Origin of the sequence: Saccharibacillus sp. CPCC 101409 (genome assembly GCF_030518235.1) — a bacterium.
GTDB lineage: Bacteria > Bacillota > Bacilli > Paenibacillales > Paenibacillaceae > Saccharibacillus.
Genome location: NZ_JAULSA010000013.1, coordinates 120819 through 142009, shown reverse-complemented (window position 1 = coordinate 142009; position 21191 = coordinate 120819). Strand labels below are relative to the sequence as shown.

Annotated in this window: 21 protein-coding genes; 20 read left to right on the top strand and 1 reads right to left on the bottom strand. The window is 58.2% G+C overall.

Annotated elements, in window-relative coordinates:
• Positions 1-115 precede the first annotated feature (115 nt).
• The gene (locus tag QWJ34_RS21885; RefSeq protein ID WP_302731149.1) at positions 116-472 is read left to right on the top strand and encodes an ArsR/SmtB family transcription factor; all 357 of its coding nucleotides are present in this window, start codon (positions 116-118) and stop codon (positions 470-472) included.
• Between the two features lie 91 nt (positions 473-563).
• Here QWJ34_RS21885 and QWJ34_RS21880 read toward each other — a convergent pair whose 3' ends face one another.
• Positions 564-905: a cupin domain-containing protein gene (locus QWJ34_RS21880; RefSeq protein ID WP_302731147.1), complete on the bottom strand. Its 342-nt coding sequence runs from the start codon at positions 903-905 to the stop codon at positions 564-566.
• A gap of 231 nt (positions 906-1136) precedes the next feature.
• On the opposite strand from QWJ34_RS21880, the gene hfq reads away from it, so the two are divergent.
• The 19 genes from hfq (at position 1137) to QWJ34_RS21785 (ending at position 21063) form a co-directional block, all read left to right on the top strand.
• Complete coding sequence (gene hfq / locus QWJ34_RS21875) at positions 1137-1355, top strand: RNA chaperone Hfq (protein WP_302731145.1); 219 nt, start codon at positions 1137-1139, stop codon at positions 1353-1355.
• Positions 1356-1631: 276 nt separating this feature from the next.
• Entirely contained in the window at positions 1632-3839 is a 2208-nt protein-coding gene (locus QWJ34_RS21870; RefSeq protein WP_302731143.1) for a type 1 glutamine amidotransferase family protein, read from the top strand.
• 47 nt (positions 3840-3886) lie between these two features.
• On the top strand, positions 3887-4846 hold the full coding sequence (locus tag QWJ34_RS21865) for an ABC transporter permease (RefSeq protein ID WP_302731141.1): 960 nt from the start codon (positions 3887-3889) through the stop codon (positions 4844-4846).
• Positions 4847-4858: 12 nt separating this feature from the next.
• Positions 4859-5755 carry a carbohydrate ABC transporter permease gene (locus tag QWJ34_RS21860; protein ID WP_302731139.1) on the top strand — a complete coding sequence of 299 codons (897 nt, stop codon included), beginning with the start codon at positions 4859-4861 and terminating at the stop codon, positions 5753-5755.
• Between the two features lie 49 nt (positions 5756-5804).
• Positions 5805-7442, top strand: a complete 1638-nt coding sequence (locus QWJ34_RS21855) for a type 2 periplasmic-binding domain-containing protein (protein ID WP_302731138.1) — start codon at positions 5805-5807, stop codon at positions 7440-7442.
• A gap of 227 nt (positions 7443-7669) precedes the next feature.
• Positions 7670-8497, top strand: a complete 828-nt coding sequence (locus QWJ34_RS21850; protein ID WP_302731136.1) for an SDR family oxidoreductase — start codon at positions 7670-7672, stop codon at positions 8495-8497.
• Positions 8498-8569: 72 nt separating this feature from the next.
• Positions 8570-8974: a MerR family transcriptional regulator gene (locus QWJ34_RS21845; RefSeq protein ID WP_302731134.1), complete on the top strand. Its 405-nt coding sequence runs from the start codon at positions 8570-8572 to the stop codon at positions 8972-8974.
• A gap of 317 nt (positions 8975-9291) precedes the next feature.
• Complete coding sequence (locus QWJ34_RS21840; protein WP_302731133.1) at positions 9292-10344, top strand: M14 family metallopeptidase; 1053 nt, start codon at positions 9292-9294, stop codon at positions 10342-10344.
• A 27-nt stretch (positions 10345-10371) separates the two neighbouring features.
• The gene (locus tag QWJ34_RS21835; protein WP_302731132.1) at positions 10372-11946 is read left to right on the top strand and encodes an ABC transporter substrate-binding protein; all 1575 of its coding nucleotides are present in this window, start codon (positions 10372-10374) and stop codon (positions 11944-11946) included.
• Between the two features lie 106 nt (positions 11947-12052).
• Positions 12053-12970 carry an ABC transporter permease gene (locus tag QWJ34_RS21830; RefSeq protein ID WP_302731130.1) on the top strand — a complete coding sequence of 306 codons (918 nt, stop codon included), beginning with the start codon at positions 12053-12055 and terminating at the stop codon, positions 12968-12970.
• A 33-nt stretch (positions 12971-13003) separates the two neighbouring features.
• Positions 13004-13843: an ABC transporter permease gene (locus QWJ34_RS21825; RefSeq protein ID WP_302731128.1), complete on the top strand. Its 840-nt coding sequence runs from the start codon at positions 13004-13006 to the stop codon at positions 13841-13843.
• A 67-nt stretch (positions 13844-13910) separates the two neighbouring features.
• Positions 13911-14945, top strand: coding sequence for a hypothetical protein (locus QWJ34_RS21820; protein ID WP_302731127.1), 1035 nt, complete (start codon positions 13911-13913; stop codon positions 14943-14945).
• A 54-nt stretch (positions 14946-14999) separates the two neighbouring features.
• A complete protein-coding gene (locus QWJ34_RS21815; RefSeq protein WP_302731126.1) occupies positions 15000-15821 on the top strand; it encodes an ABC transporter ATP-binding protein in 822 nt (273 codons plus the stop codon).
• Positions 15818-16600 (top strand): ABC transporter ATP-binding protein, encoded by a 783-nt coding sequence (locus tag QWJ34_RS21810; RefSeq protein ID WP_302731124.1) that lies wholly within the window; start codon positions 15818-15820, stop codon positions 16598-16600. The genes QWJ34_RS21815 and QWJ34_RS21810 overlap by 4 nt, the downstream gene beginning before the upstream one ends.
• Before the next feature lie 42 nt (positions 16601-16642).
• The gene (locus QWJ34_RS21805; RefSeq protein ID WP_302731122.1) at positions 16643-17203 is read left to right on the top strand and encodes a carboxymuconolactone decarboxylase family protein; all 561 of its coding nucleotides are present in this window, start codon (positions 16643-16645) and stop codon (positions 17201-17203) included.
• 512 nt (positions 17204-17715) lie between these two features.
• Entirely contained in the window at positions 17716-18297 is a 582-nt protein-coding gene (locus QWJ34_RS21800; protein WP_302731120.1) for a TetR/AcrR family transcriptional regulator, read from the top strand.
• A gap of 395 nt (positions 18298-18692) precedes the next feature.
• On the top strand, positions 18693-19733 hold the full coding sequence (locus QWJ34_RS21795; protein ID WP_302731119.1) for an NADH:flavin oxidoreductase: 1041 nt from the start codon (positions 18693-18695) through the stop codon (positions 19731-19733).
• Between the two features lie 117 nt (positions 19734-19850).
• A complete protein-coding gene (locus QWJ34_RS21790; RefSeq protein WP_302731118.1) occupies positions 19851-20429 on the top strand; it encodes a hypothetical protein in 579 nt (192 codons plus the stop codon).
• Between the two features lie 37 nt (positions 20430-20466).
• Entirely contained in the window at positions 20467-21063 is a 597-nt protein-coding gene (locus QWJ34_RS21785; protein ID WP_302731117.1) for a hypothetical protein, read from the top strand.
• The last annotated feature ends 128 nt before the right edge of the window (positions 21064-21191 follow it).

Genomic DNA, 21191 nt, shown 5'->3' with positions numbered 1-21191 from the left:
TGAATTATAGCAGGACAATGCGGTAAAATATAGAGGTAAAATGCAGCACAGCCTTTTACTTCAGCAGGTTTGAAGATAAGCTCGAATCCGAACCGCATGTTAAGGAGGCCTATTCTTGAAACTTCTCCATCATCCGGACCGCAAAGATATCATGCTGACTTCGGTACTGTATGCGCTGAGCGACCCGGTTCGCCTGCAAATGGTGGCGCAAATGCACAGTACCGGCGAACAGCCGTGTAAAGATTTCGACGTGCCGATCGCCAAGTCCACGCTGTCGCAGCACGCCAGAACGCTGCGCGAAGCGGGAATTACGCATACGCGCACGCTGGGCACGCAGCGTTTGCTCTCGCTGCGAACCGACGATTTGAACGCGCGATTTCCCGGGCTGCTGGACGCGGTTCTGCGCGGCTTCGACCTGCAGCGGCGCGAAGCCGCTGCCGATGCCGAACCCGCGGAACCTGCGCAGCCTTAGAAGCCGAACGCCGCGGCAGAGCGGCGCAGACAGCAAAGAACCCGCACGCGGCTTATCAAGCCGGACGGGTTCTTTTTTGACGCAGCGTGGATTAAACTTCTTTCGCGAATTCTTCGCTCGGGGTGTTGATCAGCACAACGGACAGGCTGGAACGGGAATCGTCGGCGCTGCGGTAAGCGAATGCTTCGTGACCGGCAACCTGGACCAGATCGCCCTGCGACACTTCCGTTTCGACGCCGTCCGCGATCATGACGCCGCGGCCTTCGAGAACGGTCAGGTATACCGTCGCGCCCGGATGGTTATGCGTCGGAAGCTGGCGGCCGGGACCGAAATTCAATACGAACGCCACATGCCCGTTTTCTTTGAATACGATCTTTTTTGTAAACTTGTCGTCTTGATATTCCTGGAACGCGCTCAGCGCTTTTTTCTCCATCAAACTCACTCCCCGGTCGATTATGTCTACTTGGCGCTGCTTTCGTTCCCATTATAAACGACCGGACGCAGCAGCTCGTGATTTCAGTCACAAAGTGTAAGGATTCCAGCCGCTCTTCGTATTTTCCGCGTGTCCGCCTTATTCGCCGTAAAGTCGGGCAGGCGCTTCCAGCCGAAAATATGCTATATTAGAATGAGCTTCTTCATCCTGAAACAGAGAGAGGGATATCTTATGAACTCGTCATCCGCCGCTTCGGACTTCGGACAGGACCGCCAGTTGAACAAGCTGCTTCAGGATCGCACGGATTGCACCATTATCACGGTAAACGGCGTGCAGTTGAGAGGCGTCATCGAAATGTTCGACAAATATGTGGTGCTGCTGCGGGGGTCCAACGGACTTCCGAATATGATTTACAAGCACGCGATCTCCACGGTTCGGTCGAACAAGTAAGCGGCACGCATCCATACGTCTCGAACGAAGAACCCGGTACGGTCTAACGCAGACCATATCGGGCTTTCTTTTTTCTTAATCAAGATCCCTCGATCCCCCGCTTTCGGTCGCTTTACATAACTCCAAGGAAAACCTTTTCGGCCCCAAATAACGTCATTTTTCGCTGTTTACCTAAAAAATATATTGAATATGTCCATTATGTATATTATATTTTAGAAAATGATGGAACCTCATCAAATCGCACATTTACCGCAACTTAGCAGGGAGGTTGGGAAAGTGTCAAGAAACCGCAGGGAAGAACGAACAGGCTTTCAGGAGTCCGCTCCGTACCACGGCGATTACGATCTTCAGACCGACTTTGTGATGGTATACGGAATCGACGAATCGATGCCGGAACGAATCAGGCAGTGGCAGGAAAAAGGGTATGTCGTCCATCTGATGACAGGCGTCGCGTGGGGAACCTACAACGACTACCTGGAAGGGGAGATCGACGGCGAGAAGCATTGGGACGAAGCGCAGACGGACCAGTACGGAGAAATGATTCTGCACGGCAGCGACCCGGTCATTCCTTACATGGTGCCAACGCTGTCCTTCGGACGTTATCTCGCGGAACGAATCCGCGTCGCGGTCGATACGGGCGTGGAAGCCATTCATCTGGAGGAGCCCGAATTCTGGGTGAACGGCGGTTATTCCGAAGCGTTCAAGCGGGAATGGCAGCTGTATTACAAAGAACCGTGGATTCCGCCGCACGCTTCCGCAGACGGGCAGTACCGGGCGTCCAAACTGAAAGCTTACTTATACACGCGCGCGTTGGATCGTTTATGCGCGGAAATGAAAGATTACGCGCTGAAGCGCTATAACCGCATCCTGCGCTTTTACGTTCCGACGCACAGCCTGATCAACTACACCCAGTGGCGCATCGTCAGCCCGCAGTCCCAACTGGTCGAACTGCCTTCGATCGACGGCTATATCGCCCAGATCTGGACAGGCACGTCGCGGACGCCGAATGTGTACGAAGGACAGCGCAAAGAACGCACTTTTGAAACCGCTTACCTTGAATACGGCGTGATGCAGGAGCTTGTTCGCGGCACAGACAGACGCATGTGGTTTCTCCACGACCCCATCGAAGACAACCCCAATTACACCTGGTCCGACTACAAACAGAACTATCTGAAAACGGTGGTCGCTTCGCTGCTGCATCCCGGCGTTTCGCATTTCGAAGTCTCGCCGTGGCCGCGCCGGATATTCAAAGGAACCCATCCCGCCGAAGACGGCCGGGGCAAAGAATCGATTCCGGCCGATTACGCCACGACGCTGCTCCAGGTCATGCATACGCTCGGCAATATGGATCAGGAAGTACGGCAGTCCGGCGAAGAAGATTGGCAGATCGGCGTTCCCATCGCGGATTCGGCCATGTTCCAGCGCATGAAAGTGGGCGCGCGGCCGCCGGAGATCGACAAACACGACGGCACCGGCCCGGACCGCATCCAGGAAGGAGACCGGGAACTGCTGGACTTCTCGCCATTCTACGGACTGGCGCTGCCGCTGCTCAAGCACGGCATTCCCGTCAGGCCGCTCCAACTCGACAACATTCGGCGCTATCCGGGCTATCTGGCTCCGTACCGGGTGCTGGTCATGAGCTACGAGTTTATCAAGCCGGAATATCCCGATATCCACAACGCGCTGGCGCAGTGGGTACAGGGCGGCGGAATCCTGATCTACGTCGGCGACGACAGCGATCCGTATCACGGCATCCGCGCCTGGTGGAACTCCGATTCGGGAGACGGGCCGTCCGGCTTGACCTACGCTTCGCCGAGAGCGCATCTGTTCGAACAGCTGGGCCTGGAAGGCAGGCCCGAAGGCATCCACCGGGTCGGCCGCGGGGCGGTATGCTGGCTGAATCGGCCTCCGGCGGAACTGGCGGAATCGGCGGAAGGAGCCGAGCTGCTGCGGCGTTCCGTCCGGGAAGCGGCGCAGGCGCCGGGCGGCGAGACGCCGCAGTGGAATCCGAAGCATTATTTCAAATTGCAAAGAGGCCCTTACGTGATCGTATCGGTGCTTGAAGAATCGGTGTCCGAAGAAGACGTGACCGTGCCGGGACCGGTCGTGGATCTGTTCGATTCCGGACTGTCCGTCCTGCGGGAAGTGGCGCTGAGCACCGGCAAACAGGCGCTGCTCTATGATCTGGAAGCCGGGCGTCCGGCGGATGGCAAAGTGGCGGTAATCGCCGCTTCCTCGCGGATCGAAGAACTGGAAGAGTCGGAGACGGGCTTTCGATTCGTCGCAAAAGGACCTTCGAGCATGGAATCGAGCGCGCGCTTTTACTGCCCGGCCGAGCCGGCAGGCGCGGCGTACGTCAACGGGGAAGATTCTTCGGCGGCGGCATGGAGCTGGGACGCGGACTCGCGGACCGTGCTGCTGAGGTATCAACACGGCGCGGCGAACCGGGCGGAAGTCCGGGTGGAATGGCAAACAAACGGATAACTTGATCCGCACCGCGGGCGAAGCGGGAAAGGAGAGGCGGAAAAGTCATGAAATCGAAAGCGACAAGCACTCCGCGAATAGCGGGCGAAACGAAAACGACCGGCAGCCGTTTGCTGAAGCGAATCTGGCAGCACAAGATCTTTTACCTGTTTATGCTGCCGGGTATCGTATGGTTTTTTCTCTTCTCTTACGTGCCTTTGTACGGCGTTCAGGTTGCGTTTAGAGACTATACGTTTGTCGGCGGGTTCACCGGCAGCCCCTGGGCGGGCTTCAAATACTTCCAGCAGTTCTTCAACTACTATCAATCCGGCGATATTATCCGCAACACGGTCGTTATCAGTCTGATGAAGCTGCTGATCGGATTCCCGATGCCGATTATCCTGGCGCTGCTGCTCAACGAAGTGCGCCAGCTCCGGTTCAAGAAAACGGTCCAGACGCTGTCGTACCTGCCGTACTTCGTATCCTGGATCGTGGTCGTGACCCTGATGCAGCGCCTCCTGACGCCGTACGGCGGTCCGGTCAACGACCTGCTGGGCTCGTTTGGAACGGGCCCGATCCAATTCCTGAACAACCCGGGCTGGTTCTATCAGATCATCGTCGGTTCGGATATCTGGAAAAATATCGGCTGGAACTCCATCATCTTCATGGCCGCCATCTCGGGCATCGACCAGCAGCTGTACGAAGCGGCCAAGATCGACGGCGCGGGACGCTTCAAGCAGATGTGGCACGTGACGCTGCCGGGCATCCGCACGGTCGCCATTATCCTGTTTATCCTTGCCGTGGGCAACCTGATGAGCGCGGGCTACGAACAGCTTCTGCTGCTGAACGGTCCGGCCACCGCGAGCATGGGCAGCGTGCTGGACGTGCATGCGATCAACTCCGGCATCCGGGAAGGGCGTCTCAGTTACGCGGCGGCCGTCGGGCTGTTCCAGAGCGTGATCGGCCTGATCCTGGTGCTGACGGTCAACCGGATTGCGCGCAAAGTCGGCGATGTATCCCTGTTCTAAGGAGGCGGCGATATGAAAAGCAAATGGTCATTGTTCCCGGTATTCAATTACGCGTTTCTGACCCTGGTCGCTTTCGCGATGATTTATCCGTTTATCTACATCCTGGCTTATTCGCTGAACGACGGCAGGGATTCCATGCTGGGCGCGATCTATTTCCTGCCCCGCAAATTAACGCTCGACAACTACGCCCAGGTGTTCGACAACGCGCGGATCTGGAAAGCGTATCAGATTACGATTATGCGGACGCTGCTGGGCACGTTCCTGCATGTGACGCTGTGTACGCTGATGGCTTACGCGCTGTCCAAGAAGAGCCTGCCGGGCCGTTCTTTTTTCACCTTCTACATCTTCCTGCCGACGATCTTCAGCGCAGGGTTTATCCCGTTCTTCATCACGCTGCAAAAGCTGCACCTGATCAACACGTTCTGGGTGTACGTGCTGCCGCTGCTGTTCAACTTTATGCACATCATCATTATCCGCACGTTCCTGCAGGGAATTCCCGAAGAACTGGAAGAATCGGCGCGCATCGACGGCTACGGCGATTTCCGGATCTTCGTCCGCATCATCCTGCCGCTGTCGGGTCCGGTGCTGGCGACGATCGCCCTGTTTATCGGGGTGGCGCACTGGAACGACTGGTTCTCCGGCGCTTACTACGTGTCGAACAAAGACCTGATTCCCGTCCAGACGCTGCTCCAGGAAATGCTGACGGAAGCCGAGTCCCTGTCGAGCTCGATGCAGCGTTCGGCGCAGCAGGGCGGCCAGACGATCGGCAGCAGCGGGGCCGCGGGCGCGACGCCGGAATCGCTCCGCATGGCGCTGCTCGTGATCACGGTGTTCCCGATCCTGTGCATCTATCCGTTTCTCCAGCGTTATTTCGTCAAAGGTGTCATGATCGGTTCGGTCAAAGGCTAAGCCTGGAATCACGAAATCATTTCATTCTATTTTTCGGGAGGCGATTGGTTTGAAAAGGAATTGGTCGAAAAGCGCCGCCGCGCTGCTCGTGTCCGTGATGCTCGGAGGCGCGCTGGCCGGCTGTACGGGCTCGCCGGGAGAAAATGCGGCTTCGGACGGAAAGCTCAAAATCCTGCACAACTGGAACGGTTCCACGGGCGCGGACGCCATTACGCCGGTAGAAGAAGTCATCAAGGATAAGACCGGCGTGACGCTGGAATGGGAGTATACCAAAGGCAGCGAAACGGAGAAAGTGAACCAGATCTTTGCCACGCAGGATCTGCCGGATATCTACACCGGCCCCGCCTGGGGCGGCGAGCTGGACGGAATTATCAAAGCCGCCAAAGAAGGACAGCTCGTCGATATCTCCGACAAGCTGAAAGACTACCCGAACCTGGCCAAGTCCGTCGCGGAAGAAAACGTGCCGCCGGCGCTGTACGAGAAAGCGATCGGCGGCATCGACGGCAAGAAGTACCTGCTGCTGCAAAACCAGCCGGCCACCAACGAAGACGGCATGGACTGGCTGTACGGTTTCTACGTGCGCAAAGATATCGCCGATAAGCTCGGCGTCGATCCGCAGTCCGTCGTGACCAAAGACGATTTCTACAATTTCCTGACCAAAGTGAAAGACGCCGATTTGCAGGAGAACGGACAGCCGGTCTTCCCGCTGGGCGGATTCAGCAACGGCTGGGCGGTCGGCATCGGCAACACGATGTTCTATCCCGGCGCAAGCTATATGGATAAAGGCGACGGCACGTTCGAACATAGCTTTTTCACCAAAGGGTACGAAGAGTACACGCTGTTCTACCGCAAGCTGATCGAAGAAGGGCTGATGGACCCGGAAACGTTCACCCAGACCGACCCGATCGCCAAAGAAAAGATCAACCAGGGCCGCATCGCCGTGCTGGCCGCGCACTATCCGGCGATCCTTGACGCGTCCAAAGAATATACGACCGCGCATCCCGGCAGCGATTATATCCCGATCGGCCCGCTGGAACGGGCCGGCGTCGAAGCGAGCCGTCCGGTCGATCTCGGTATCCAGGGCAACAACGTCACCGCAATCACCAAGGAATGCCAGGGCGCCTGCGTCGACGACGCGCTGAAATTCCTGGATTACATGGCTTCCGACGAAGGCTTTATGCTGGCCCGGTACGGCGTCGAAGGCACGCACTGGAAAATGGAAGGCGGCAAACCGGTAGCCGATGCGGAGTGGTTCAAGAAATTCAACGAAGATTCCACGATGAAAGTGCGCAAGAACGAAGGCATCAGCATCGGACTGGAATCGCTGACGGGTCTCGACCGGATCAATTCCGCGGCCGGCGGCGATATCTGGGCGGAACCGGCGCGGACCGAAGCGATGGAAAGCGCGCGCAAGATTCTCCGTCCGAACGGCATCGAAGTTATTTCCGCTTACAATCCGGGCGACGTCATCACCAAAGCGCCGGAGTGGGAAATGCTGAAGCCGTCCATGGACCGGATGAACGACGCCTGGGAAGAAGCGATCTTCGCCAAGTCGGACGACGCCGCCATGAAGATTATTAACGATCTGCGCACCCAGCTCACCAACACCGGCTACGATAAAGCGATGGAGTTTACGAACAACGAGCTGAAAGGCAAAGAAGTTGTGACGGTACAGATGCCGAACTGACGCTGTTCCGACTTTGGACGCAAGCAGCGAAAGCGGCAGGAAATCAATGGACGACCAACTGCAAACCCGGACGCCCCAGGGCGATTCCGGGTTCTTTTTTTCATACGCAGGCCGTCCGAAAAATCCTTGAAATTCCCGCTTGACCTCAAGCGCGCTTGAGGTTGTAGCATGATCCCTGAGAGGCGGGGCATACCCGCCGGACATTCCATACAGGGAGGCAAACGAATATGAATACGAACGCAAAAACGATTATGATCACGGGGACGTCGTCGGGCATCGGGCGGGCGGCGGCGGAATTTTTTGCGGATAACGGCTGGAACGTGGCCGCGACCATGCGGTCGCCGGAGCGGGAAACGGAGCTGACCCGGCGCGACAATGTGCGGGTGACGGCGCTCGATGTGGAACGCGCCGATACGATCGAAACGGCGGTGCGCCGCACGGTCGAAACATTCGGCCGCATCGACGTGCTGCTGAACAACGCCGGCTACGGCACGCTCGGATTGTTCGAAGCGTCGTCGGACGAACAGATTCGCCGGCAGTTCGATGTGAACGTCTTCGGCCTGATGCGGGTGACGCAGGCGGTGCTGCCGCAGATGCGCCGGCAGGGCGAAGGGCTGATCCTGAACGTCTCGTCGATGGGCGGCCGGATCGCTTTGCCCGCCATGTCGCTGTATCATGCCGCCAAGTTTGCCGTCGAAGGGTTCAGCGAATCGCTGGCGTACGAGCTGGATTCGCAGGGGATTCGCGTGAAGTTGATCGAGCCCGGCATGGTGAATACCGAATTCGGCGGCCGGTCGATGGAGCTGCCGTCCGATCCGTCGCTGACCGCCTACCAGCCGTATCTGGACCGTACGCTGGCCGCTTTCGGAGCGATGTCGACGCCGGCCAACAGCCTGTCGCCGCAGGACGTCGCTGCCGCTATTTACGCAGCAGCGGCGGACGACAGCGCCCGGCTGCGCTATCCGGTCGGCGAAGACGCCGAAGCGATGCTGCGCCTGCGGGCGGAGCGGGGAGACGACGATTTCAGGGCGCAGATCCGGCAGACCTTCGCCTGAGGCGGGTTGCATTTGCATCTGCGCTGCGTCAAAATGCGGATAACAGCGGACAGCGAAAGGAGAGGGCGCTTCATGCGTTATTTGATCGGGGAAGTGGCGGAGAAAACCGGCTTGTCGGTCCCGACGTTGAGGTATTACGAAAAAGAAGGCATCATGCCTCCCGTCAAACGCAGCGAAAGCGGACTGCGCGAATACGACGATTCCGATGTGGACTGGCTAAAGTTCGCCTGCTGTCTGCGCGAGACCGGCATGACCATCGCGGAGATGAAAACATTCGCGTCGCTGACGCTGGAAGGCGCAGGCACGCTGGACGAACGGCTGGACCGTCTTCAAGGCCAGGCGGAGCGGGTGCAGGCGCAGATCCATCGGCTTACCGGACACCTGGGCATGATTGAGCATAAAATGTCGAGCCTGCAAGAAAACGATCCGTTCGCGGCTTTGACGGTTGTCCCGAAGAACGACGGACTTTCCGAATAAGTCGAAGAGCCGAGCTCTTGTCATCGTTCTTATCGTTTGAGCGATTCTTTTCGGCCGAAGACTTCTGTCCCGAACGCGGGCAGAAGTCTTTTTGGGTTGAAGAAAATTATGGATTCCGATCCATTATACAGGCTTAAATATGGTGTTTTTTGGAGTTTAGTTCATACTTTCTTCTATATTGAAGGCGTCTGTATAGAGATCTTCTATAGGGAGTTTATGCCATTGACTTTAACTTCGCCGCTTTGATAGCATGGCAAGTAAATTTAAATTTCATAATTCCTACAAGGATAATCGGTTATGAAGAAAGGCGGTCGCTTATGACTGGGCGGGAAGACTCATCGCTGTTTCGCTCCGCGTTTGCTTCGGATTTGCGCTTCAATACGCTGGAGGAAGCTTTCGCGCGGCAGTCCGCGGGTTCGATCGCGCGAATCGACGAAAGCTTTGAACAGCAAACGACGACGTTCTGGGTCGTCAAAGGCTTCGGGGAAGGCCGAACCGTCTGGATTCAAGCCGCGCTGCACGGGGACGAACACGACGGCGTAATCGCCTGCGGACGGCTGCTGGCGGAACTTGCGCCGGGCGAGCTTCGGGGCACCCTCGTCGTCTGCCCGGTCGCCAACCCTTCGGCGCTGCTGGCCTACGCCAACGCAAGCCCGATCGACGGCGTCAATCTGAATCGGGTATTCGGCGGCAGCGGCGGATCGAATCCGAAAAGCGGTTCGTATTCCTATCGGTACGGACGCTGGCTGGCCGACAAGATCAAATCCAGCGCGGACTTTCTGATCGATCTGCACGGCGGCGGACAGTGGCTGGAAGTGTGTCCGTTTGCGATGGCGGCGGGCGACCGCCCGGAAGCGTACGAAGAAGCGATGCAGGCGCTGGAGAATCTGCCGCTGACGGCGGTTTATACCTGCCGCGCGGACGACAAAGGCATGCTCATCAACGAAGCCGCCGCGGCCGGCATCCCGGCCGTGCTGCTGGAAAGCGGAGGCGGCGTCAGTTGGACCGAGGAGGGCGTCGACACGCATCTCGGCAGTCTGCATGCGCTGCTGGAGCACCTGGGTCTCGGCAAACTTTCTTCCGGCGTCTCCGCTCGCTTCGATGCTTCATCGCTGCGAATAAATGATGCTGCGCTGCGAATTACGGAAGTGAGCGAGCTCCGGTTTGAAACGGACGGGATCCGGACGTTCAACCGCCGGGCGGGCGAGCAGGTCCGGCAGGGTGAACCGCTGCTGAAAGTGCGCGTTTATCCGGGACTGGACGAGCAGACGCTGGTCTGCCCGATCGAACACGGTGTTATTTTATCCATCCATGCCGCATCGGCGGTCCGCAAAGGCGGCTACGCGGTCATGCTGGGGAAATTGGCATAAACAAAGATCAATAGGGGGTTGTATGAAATGAAAAAAGGCAAATTTCTGATCGGTCTTACGCTGCTGACGGCTTTGACGGCGGGCTGCTCCACGGTAAGCAAGACCGAGCCCGCGGCGCCGGCCGCGGGAAGCGACAGCGCAAGCGCCGCTCCGGCGCAGAAACTGGATATTACGATCGGCCGCGCGTTCGACGTGAACGGGCTGGACCCGGGTTTCCTGACGGAAAACGCGCAGGTCGTGGACAATATCTTCGATACCCTGGTCAAGCGCGACGAGAACGAACAGCTGGTTCCGGGACTTGCGACCGACTGGAAGCAGATCGACGACAACACCTGGGAATTCAAGCTGCGCGAAGGCGTGAAGTTCACCAACGGCGAACCGTTCAACGCCGAAGCGGTCAAGTATTCGCTGGACCGCGTGCTCGATCCGGCCAACAACGCGCCGACGGCGAGCTACGTGTCCACGATCAAAGAAGTTCAGGCGGTGGACGATTATACGGTGCACGTCGTCACCAAGAATCCCGATCCGTTGATTCCGACCCGGTTCAACCGGTATCCGACCGAGATCGTCCCGCCGAAGTATACCGAAGAAGCCGGGCAGGAAAAGTTCGCGCAGGAGCCGATCGGTACCGGCCCGTACAAGTTCGTCAGCTGGGACAAAGGCAGCAGCGTCGTGCTGGAAGCCAACCCGGATTACTGGGGCGAGCAGCCGGCGGTCGAGAAAGTCACGTTCCGCTCGATCCCGGAAGCTTCGACTCGGGTCAGCGCGCTGCTGAACGGCGAAGTCGATATCGTGACGGCCGTCTCGCCGGAAGACCGCAGCAAGATCGAATCGTCGTCCACGGCGAAGCTGTCGGCGGTCGAACGCGCGGGCAACACCGTCTATGTCGGTTTCAAGACCGACGTCAAACCGTTCGACGATCCCAAAGTCCGTCAGGCGCTCAATTACGCCATCGACGTGAAATCCATCGTCGACAAAGTGCTCCAGGGTTCCGCGGTGCAAACGAACAGCCTGATCGGGCCCAAAGACTTCGGTTACGCGGGCGAGCCGGACGGCTACGATTACGATCCGGAGAAAGCGAAGCGGCTGCTGGCGGAAGCCGGATATCCGGACGGATTCTCGGCCACGCTCGACACGGTAAGCTGGTATATCAAGAATACGGACGTCGCACAGGTCATCGCGGAACAGCTTAAAGCGGTCGGCGTTACGATCAAAGTGAACAATGTGGAAAGTTCCGTCTACCGCACGCTCGTGCCGGCCGGCAAGCAGTCGGATCTGTATGTGCTCGGCTGGAGCAGCACCAATACGCTGGATGCGGACGCCGCGATCTACGCCATTCTCCGCTCGGGCGAATCGTACTCGACGTACAGCAATCCGGACGTGGACGCCAAGCTGGACGAAGCCCGCTCGACCACCGACGAAGAGCGCCGCAAACAGCTGTACCAGGAGATCCAAGGCGAAGTGATCCAAGACGCGCCGCGCATTTTCCTGTACCAGGAAAATCAGTATTACGGCGTATCCGACCGCTTGAACTGGGAAGGCCGCATCGACGGCTCGATTCCGGTATCGACGATCACGGCGGGCGCGGCGGACGGCAAATAATGAGCAGGGTCCGGGCCGCCTGGGTGTGTCTGCAAATTCGGAAAGAAGCAGATCCGGCAGAATGGAAGACTTGCCCCGGACCGGACTTTGACGGAGGTGTTGAGCTTTGAAGCGTTACCTGCTGAAGCGTCTGGGACAAGCGCTGCTGGCGGTGCTCGGCGCGGCGACGATCGTATTCTTCATCATCCGCTTGTCGGGCGACCCGGCTCGCCTGATGCTGCCGCCCGAAGCGAGCGAAGAGCAGGTCTCGGCGCTGCGCGAAAGTCTAGGGTTCAACCAGCCGCTCTGGATGCAGTATCTCGATTATCTGCGCAATCTGCTGACCGGCGATCTCGGACATTCGCTGTATTACAAAGAATCGGCGCTCAAGCTGGTGCTGGAGCGCATGCCGGCCACGATCGATCTCGCCGTGTTCGCGATCCTGATCGCGGTGACGTTCGGCCTGCTGGCCGGCATTCTGTCCGCGTACAAGAAAAACAGCTGGATCGATTATATCGTCAACGCCTGGATCTTCCTGACGCAGTCGCTGCCGGTATTCTGGATCGGCATCGTGCTGATTATGGTCTTCGCCGTGCGGCTGCATCTGCTGCCGACCTCGGGCAACCGGGGACTGGAGTCGATCGTGCTGCCGGCAGTAACGCTGGCGGCTTACCCGATCGCGCCGATCGCCCGCACGATGCGGGCATCTCTGCTCGAAGTGATGGACAAAGGATACATGGTCACCAGCCGGGCCCAGGGCTTCTCCAAACGGCGGCGCGTCTTCAAGCGGGGGCTGAAAAATGCTTTTCTGCCGGTGATCACGGTCATCAGCCTGGAATTCGGCGTGATGATCGCGGGGGCGGTCGTGACCGAGACCATCTTCTCCTGGCCGGGCGTCGGGCAGCTGATTATCCAGGGCGTCGGCAACCGCGACTTCCCGCTGGTCCAGGCCAGCATTCTCGTGGTCAGCACGATCTATATCGCGATTACGCTGATTACGGACCTGATCTACCACCGGCTCGATCCGAGAATCAAGCTGCAATAAGACGACGAGCGGTACACGAAAAGAGGAATTCCGATGAAAAGACGTTCTACGCCGCGGATCGGCGTTAAAGGGTCGGTCAGTATCGGCGCTCTGGCGGCGATCTTTATCCTGACGGTGTTCGCTCCGCTGATTGCGCCGTTCGATCCGTACAAGCAGTCGCTCCAGGATATTCTGATTGCGCCGCTCAGCCCGTACAGCGGAAGCGGCGGAACCAGCCTGCTCGGCACCGACCAGCTCGGCCGGGACGTACTGAGCCGCCTGCTGTACGGCGGACGGCTGTCGCTGTGGATCAGCATCGCCGCGGTATCGATCTCGGGCGTGCTGGGCAGCGCGATCGGGATCGCCGCCGGATATTTCGGCGGCCGGACAGACGCCGTGCTGATGCGGCTCGCGGATATTCAGCTGTCGATCCCGAGCATGCTGCTGGCGATCGTGATGGTCGCCGTGCTGGGCTCGGGCCTGACGAATATCGTGATCGTCCTGGCCGTAACGGGCTGGGTCACGTTCGCCCGCGTGGTGCGCAGCCAGGTGCTGTCGCTCAAAGAAATGGAATACGTGGAAGCGGCCAAAGCGATGGGCGTGCCGCACCTGACCGTGATGCTGCGGCATATCCTGCCGAATACGCTGTACACCATCGCCACCCAGGCGGCGCTGCAAATCTCGCATATGATCCTGCTGGCGGCGGCGCTCAGCTTTCTGGGACTCGGCATCGAAGTCTCGACGCCGACCTGGGGCGGCATGGTCAACGACGGCAAAAGCTATATCGATTCGGCCTGGTGGCTGTCCACGATTCCCGGCCTTGCGATCGCCGCGGTGATCCTGAGCATCAATCTGTTCGGCGACTGGCTGCGGGACCGGGCGGAGGAACGCTGATTTCCGCGAGGCAAGTACTCGGCCCGGCCGAACCGAATTCCATTCCCGGAAAGGAGGCGGAGCGCATATGTATCTGATCTCGCGCAGCCGGATCGAAGCAAGCGGCATCGCCGAGCCCGAAGCGGCGCGGCGCCTGATCGAGCGGACGCTGCGCGCCAAAGCGGCCGGAACGTCCGCCGGCGCGCAGGAAGTGGCGATGGCCGCCGGCGCGCGCGAAGCCGGGGCGTTCTATTCGCTGCCCGCCTATCTGGGCGGCGAAGGCGTAGCCGGCCTCAAATGGACGTCGCACGTCCCGGGGCAGGGCGGCGAACTGCCTTATACCCAGCCGGTTATCCTGCTGAACGATCTCAAGACCGGAACGCCGATCGCGCTGCTCGAAGGGCAGCTCATCAGCGGCCTGCGCACCGGCGCGGTCTCGGCCGCGGCCGTCTCGGCGCTGACGGAAGCGAGCGCTTCGTCGCTGCTGCTGTGCGGCTCGGGCTTCCAGGCCCGGCATCAGCTGCGCGCTCTTCTGCCGGCGCTGCCCGGCCTGCAGGACGTGCATCTGTGGAGCCGCACGCCGGCTCGCGCCGAACGCCTGCAGCGCGAGTTCGCCGGCGCGTTCGCGGAGCGGGGCATCCGCTCGCGCGTTCATGCCGCGCTGCCGCCGCGGCTGGACTTTGCGCGGGTCATTGTCGGCGCGACCTCGGCCGCCCGGCCTTATCTGCGCGCGGAGCACTTCGCGCCGGGGCAGCTGTACGTGCATATCGGCATGCGCGATATCGAAGAAGACGCCGTCGAAGCTTTCGACGAGATCGTCTGCGACGACTTCGAAGCGGGCGTGCCGTCGAGCAGCCAGAGCCTGTTCGGCCTGGCGCGGCGGAATCCCGGGATTGCCCGCAAAGTAACGCTGCTGGAGAATTTGCTCGAACCCGAGCGGCAGGGGCTTCCCGGCCCGGAACCGGAAGGACCGGGTTCGACGGCCCGGCGCGCGGGCGGCGGGAAAGTCATGTTCAACGCTTTCGGGCTGTCCATCTTCGACCTGGCGCTTGCGCACGAAGCGCTGCGCCGCCTGCAAGCGCGTCCCGGCGTCGAACTCCGGCGGTTCGATCCGAACGAATAAGCGCCGAAACGAACAAGCGACAAGATTGAAAGCAAGCCAAGAAAGGAGGCCGCCATGACGCAGCCGACACTGGTGGAGATCCGGCAGCTCGGCGTCCGGTTTACGAAGCGCGATCGGCACACGACCGTGTTCGAAAGCCTGTCGCTGGACATCCGGGAAGGCGAAATTCTGTGTCTGGTCGGCGAGTCCGGCAGCGGCAAAAGCGTGGCCGCCAAATCGATCATGCAGCTGCTGCCGCAGCCGGCCGCCGAATATACGCAGGGACAGATCCGCTTCGGCGGCCGCGATCTGCTGACGCTGAGCGAGAAAGAAATGGAGGCGATTCGCGGCAAACGGATCGCGATGATCTTCCAGGACGCGCTGAGCGCGCTGAATCCGGTGTACACGATCGGCACGCAGATGATCGACCTGATCCGTCTGCACGCTCCCTCCCGCACCGGCCGCAAGCAGGCGCTGGCGCAGGCCAAAGATTTGCTCAAGCAGGTGGAAATCCGCAATGTGGACGAAGTGGTCAAGCAGTATCCGTTCCAGCTGTCGGGCGGAATGCGGCAAAGAGTGATGATCGCGATGGCGCTCTCGTCGCGGCCGGAGCTGCTGCTGGCGGACGAACCGACGACGGCGCTCGACGTCACGGTCCAGGCGCAGATTCTGCGGCTGATCCTGAAACTCAAGCGCGAATATGGCATGACGGTGCTGTTTATCACGCACGACCTTGGCGTGGTGCACGAAGTCGCCGACCGGGTGATCGTGATGCGAAGCGGCGAGCTGGTTGAAGAAAGCGACAAAGCGGAACTGTTTCGCAATCCGAAGCATCCGTATACCCGACAGCTGCTGGGCAGCATGCCGCGCATTTACTTCGAGGAGGCGAGGCCATGAGCGGCTTTTTGCTGGAGATCGCCGGGTTGAACAAAGTGTACCGCACCCGCGGCGGCGCGGATTTCGCGGCTGTCCGCGATGTGTCGTTCCAGCTTGGCGCGGGGGAAACGCTGGGCATCGTCGGCGAATCCGGCAGCGGCAAAACGACGGTCGCCAAAATGGTCGCCGGCATGCTGCCCGCAACTTCGGGCCGTATCGCCCTGGGCGGCAAAGCGTTCGGCAAAAGCGGGCGGTCGCGGGCGGACAAGAAAAAGATCCAGTATATTTTCCAGGACCCCGTCTCGTCGCTCAATCCCAGGCTGAAAGTCCGCGACCTGATCGCTGAGCCGCTGAAGCTTTATTTCAAGCTGCCGCCCGGCGAAATCGATAAACGCGTCGATGCGCTGCTGGCCGATGTGGGTCTGCCCCGGGACTATCGGTCGCGCTACCCGAAAGAGCTGTCCGGCGGCCAGTGCCAGCGGGTCGGGATCGCGCGCGCCCTGGCGGCGGAGCCGTCGATCATCGTGTGCGACGAACCGACCTCGGCGCTCGATATGACGATCCAGTCGCAGATTCTGGAACTGCTCAAGCAGCTTCAACTGCAAAAAGGCGTCTCGTATTTGTTTATCGCGCACGGTCTCGAAGTCATCTACAGTATTTCGCACCGCGTGCTGGTCATGAAAGACGGGGAGATCGTGGAACAGGGCGATACCCGCAGCATTTTCCATCGTCCGCGGCACGGGTATACGCAGTCGCTGATCGGGGCGATTCCGCGAATCCCGTTCCCCGCGTTCGAGTAAGCCGCCACAATCCAAACATCCATTTTCGAGGAGGAAGTCAAAATGACTAACCGCGTAAGCAACAGTGTCGTGCCTTTGCTGCAATACGAAGATATGAATCCGGAAGTCCGGGAATTTGTCGACGCCAGACTCCAGAGCGGCACCCGCGTCACGAATATGGTCAAAACGCTGCTGTATTCCATGCCGTCGTTCAAAGCGATGGAGTTCTATCCGGTGCGCAACGAACTGCAAAAAATCATCGGCAGCCGCGCGGTGTATTTCTACTGCTACGCCATCTCGACGGAAAACGAGTGCCTGGTCTGCTCCACGTACCACGCCAAGCTGCTGCGGGATCTGGAGATTCGTTTCGACGAATTCGAGTTCACCGAGATCGAGAAAGTGCTGATCGACTACGGCCGGGGACTGGTCAACAACGCCAACAGTATCGATGCGTCGATTTACGACCGTCTGCGCGAGCAGTTTTCTTCCGAAGAAATCGTGCTGATTACGACCGTAGGCTGCAAAATGATCGCGTCCAACCTGTTCAACGAAGCGCTCAAAGTCGACCTGGACGAGTATTTGTTCGAAGTGGAGTTCGATAAAAATATCCTGCCCGCCAAGTAAGACGGCGGGATCGGGCGAATCGGGCGGGCGGACGAAAACCTGCGATGCGAGCAACACGAATCAAGCGGGGCAAGCCGCGGAAAACCGGCCGTTTACCGGTCGGGCAGGGTGTCGAGAAAGCCGGAGTAGGGTTCCAAACAGAAAATAGCGGCATACATACACTTATTTGGGACGAAACGCTTCCGTTTCTCCAAATAGCGACGCAGGTGCAGCTATTCGGGAGCCAAAGGCCGAATCGAAGCGAAAAAATTCGAAATAGATGCATCAGCGCAGTTATTTCCTCAAAAACGTAAGATTAAGCCGGAATAAGGCGCTATACGCATCTATTTCAGATTCGCCCTGCCGCTCGCTTTATTTCTCCAGCCCTTTCCCGAACTTTTATTCCAATCGAACGTCCCTATTATATTTGCATCAAATCGTTTCTCGACAATCTGACCGGCCGTTTATCGGTCGGTTTCTTTCTTTTCGACCTTATACTTGACCACGTGGTCAAGTAATGTTAAGATGCGTTCATGAGCAGACCAAGAGAGTTCGACGCCGACCACGCGCTTCACCAGTGCATGGAGGTCTTCTGGACGAAAGGCTATCACGCCACCTCGTACGAAGACCTGACCCGCACGACCCAGGTGAAGAAGCAGAGTCTATACGGCGTGTTTAAAAGCAAACGGGAATTGTTTCTGAAGTCGCTGGCGCTGTACCGCGAGCAGAGTATCGAGCTGCTGGAGGAACGGGCTGCCGGGAAAAAGTCGCCGGTCGAGAAGCTTCAAGCAATCTGCGAAGCCGCGCTGTTCCCCGACGAGGCGGCCGTTAAGCGGGGATGCCTGATGATCAACGCTTCGCTGGAGTTCGACAGCGGGGACGAGGAGATCAACCGCGAGGTGATGCTGATGACCGGCACGGTCGAAAAGATCCTGCTGCGCGTGATCCGCAGCGGGCAGGAGCAGGGGGAGATTACGACCCGGATGACCGACCGCGAGCTTGCCGCGCACCTGAACAACGCGATCGGCGGCGCGAAAGTGCTGGAGAAATCGGGCACGCCCCGCGAGCAGGTGTCGCATATCCTGCATACGACGATCGCGCTGATGCAGGCTTAGCGATTCGGCCGCAGGCCGCGCAGCGGGCTTACGCAGAAGAAAGATGCGCCGGATCGCCGGCGGGAAATGGCGGGCGCCGGGTTTGGTTTCCGCGAACCCGCCGTCCGTCTGCGCGAACGTTCGACTGCGGTAAGCGGATCTCCTTATGTTTGCCGCTTCGCGCGTCCCGTTAACTCCGTTTATTTTTTTGCGCTTTACTTGACTATATGGTCAAGAAAAAGTGCAATAAAATACATAGGGACGCTCAGGCGGACATGCTAATCGCCAAGCCCCCCGGCGGTATATGTATCTGCCGGCGCCGGCGGCGCTTTTTCCATCGTCTTTTACTTGACTGTTCATTCAAAAACTTGTTATCCATTTTAAAACCAACCCAACTTAACTGGAGGCATATCCCTATGACTACCGCAAATTCCGTTCAAGCTTTATTCCAACCGTTTACCCTGCATAACCTGACGTTGAAAAACCGGATCGTGATGGCGCCGATGACCCGCGGTTTCTCGCCGGAAGGCGTGCCGGGTCCCGACGTCGCCGCTTATTACCGCCGCCGCGCGGAGAACGAGGTCGGCCTGATCGTGACCGAAGGCACGATTATCGATCATCCGGACGCGTCGAACCAGCAGAATATCCCGCATATGTACGGCGAAGAAGCGCTCAAGGGCTGGGCGCATGTGGTCAGCGAAGTCCATGCCGCCGGCGGGAAGATCATTCCGCAGATCTGGCATATGGGCGCGCGCGGCCACGTCAACGATTATACGGAACGCGAAGTCGAAGAGATCGTGCAGGCTTTCGCCGATGCTGCGGCCGCGGCCAAAGCAGCCGGATTCGACGGCCTGGAGCTGCACGGCGCGCACGAATACCTGATCGACCAGTTCCTGTGGTCCAAAACAAATACACGCACCGACCGCTACGGCGGCGACGCCGCGCAGCGCACAACGTTCGCGGTCGAAGTGATCGAAGCCTGCCGCCGGGCGGTCGGCCCCGACTTCCCGATCGTGCTGCGTTTCTCCCAGTGGAAAACCAACGATTACACCGCCAGACTGGCCGAGACGCCGGAGCAGTTGGAACAGCTGCTGCTGCCGCTGAGCCGGGCGGGCGTCGATATCTTCCATGCTTCGACCCGCCGCTTCTGGCAGCCGGAATTCGAAGGTTCCGATCTCAATCTCGCCGGCTGGGCGAAGAAGATCACCGGCAAACCGGCGATTACCGTCGGCTCGGTCGGACTGGACGGCGAAGTGATGGCGTTCTTCAGCGAAGGCAAAGGCTCCAAAGTCAGCAGCCTCGACGGCCTGCTCGAACGGCTTGAACGCGGCGAGTTCGACCTGGTCGCAATCGGCCGCTCCCTGCTGGCCGACCCGGAATGGGCGAGCAAAGTAAAAGACGGCCGCCTGGAAGAACTCACTGCGTTCTCGGCGGCTTCGGCGCAGACGTTGTATTGAGATAGATTGCAGATCGCTAAAGACTCTTATCCCCCGGGATAGGAGTCTTTGCTCTTTTTTCGTAACAATCGTCCTTCTTATCCCGTCTGTATCAACAAAGAGGGAGGTCGAGCAGCAATGAGAAAAAGAATAACGTGGACATCCGCCGTTGTGCTCGGATTGCTGCTGACGGGAGTCGGAGGAACGGAACCCGCGCAAAGCATCCGGGCGCAGGAAAGCGCTGGAGCGAATACGCAGGCTTCCGGAGATCCTAGCCTCGCGTTCCAGATCCGGGCAATTCCGATGCTCGAAGATTTTTTCGCAGACCATCGTTATTCCGCCCTGATTCCCGCCAAGACCGATTACTACTTCGACAACGATCATCCGGACGGACCCAAGATCGCTTTCGTCACCAAAAAAGGAAACGAACCGGATATCCGCGAACTTCGGCAGGCGCTGGAGCAGCGGTTCGGCCGCGATGTAGTCTTCCAAACGTCGGCGTATTCCGAACCGGAACTGGCCGCTTTTTGCAAGGAAGTCGCCGATTACGTGGATGAGATTCATGACGGCCCGTACAGCGCGGGCTACTCGATCGACAATCCGCGTATCGAAATCGACGGCCCGTTTACCGACGAGCAGGCGCGGATGCTGATCGACAAGTTCGGAGAGGACCGACTGGAGATCGAGATCGGCTCGGGGCCGGTGAAAACGTTCTGAAGATCAACATTCGTAGAGAAAAAGGAGGGTTAGTACTATGAGAAAAAAAGTGATTACAAGTACGATTGTTTTAACTCTGGCAGTAGGAGCAGGAATTTATTTGCCTAACATTACTCACCATGGAAAGATTATTGTAAAAGATCAAGCTACTTATCCAGCTTTTACTTTACATGAAATGACAGATCATGCAGATCGAATCGTTTACGGAACTGTTGTAAAACGCGAAAACACCAAAAAAATCAAAATTCCCGTAACTACCGAATTCGATGTCGATGATAGAAATGCTGGGAAGTTTATTGAAGAAACGGTGACTGAAGTGAAGATTCAAGTCGAAGAGCCTATTAAAGATACAAACGAAAATCAATTAAAGAGTTTGGATAAACAGGGAAATACGATTATCACTTATAATGAAGCAGGCGGCGACGCAGGAGCATACTTTATCGAACCAGAAGGAGGAGCTCTTCAAGAAGGAGAAAAAGTTATCGTTTTTTTGAATGAAGCGGGATTTACTTGGGGCTCTCAAGGCGTATTGCGTGTGGAAGCTAAAAAAGTAACAACAAACAACTATAATGATAAAACTCAATATGAGGTAAACGATTTTATTGAAAAAGTAGAAATTTTAGATGCTAATTGATAAGTTTTCATCTAGATCTCCTCTTTGTGGTTTGACAGATACTTGAGTGCAACAACCTCCTATTAAGAAAAGTGGGCTACCCAGATACCATACTAACGAATGAGCAAGCCAAAAAAAGGCAAGCCTGC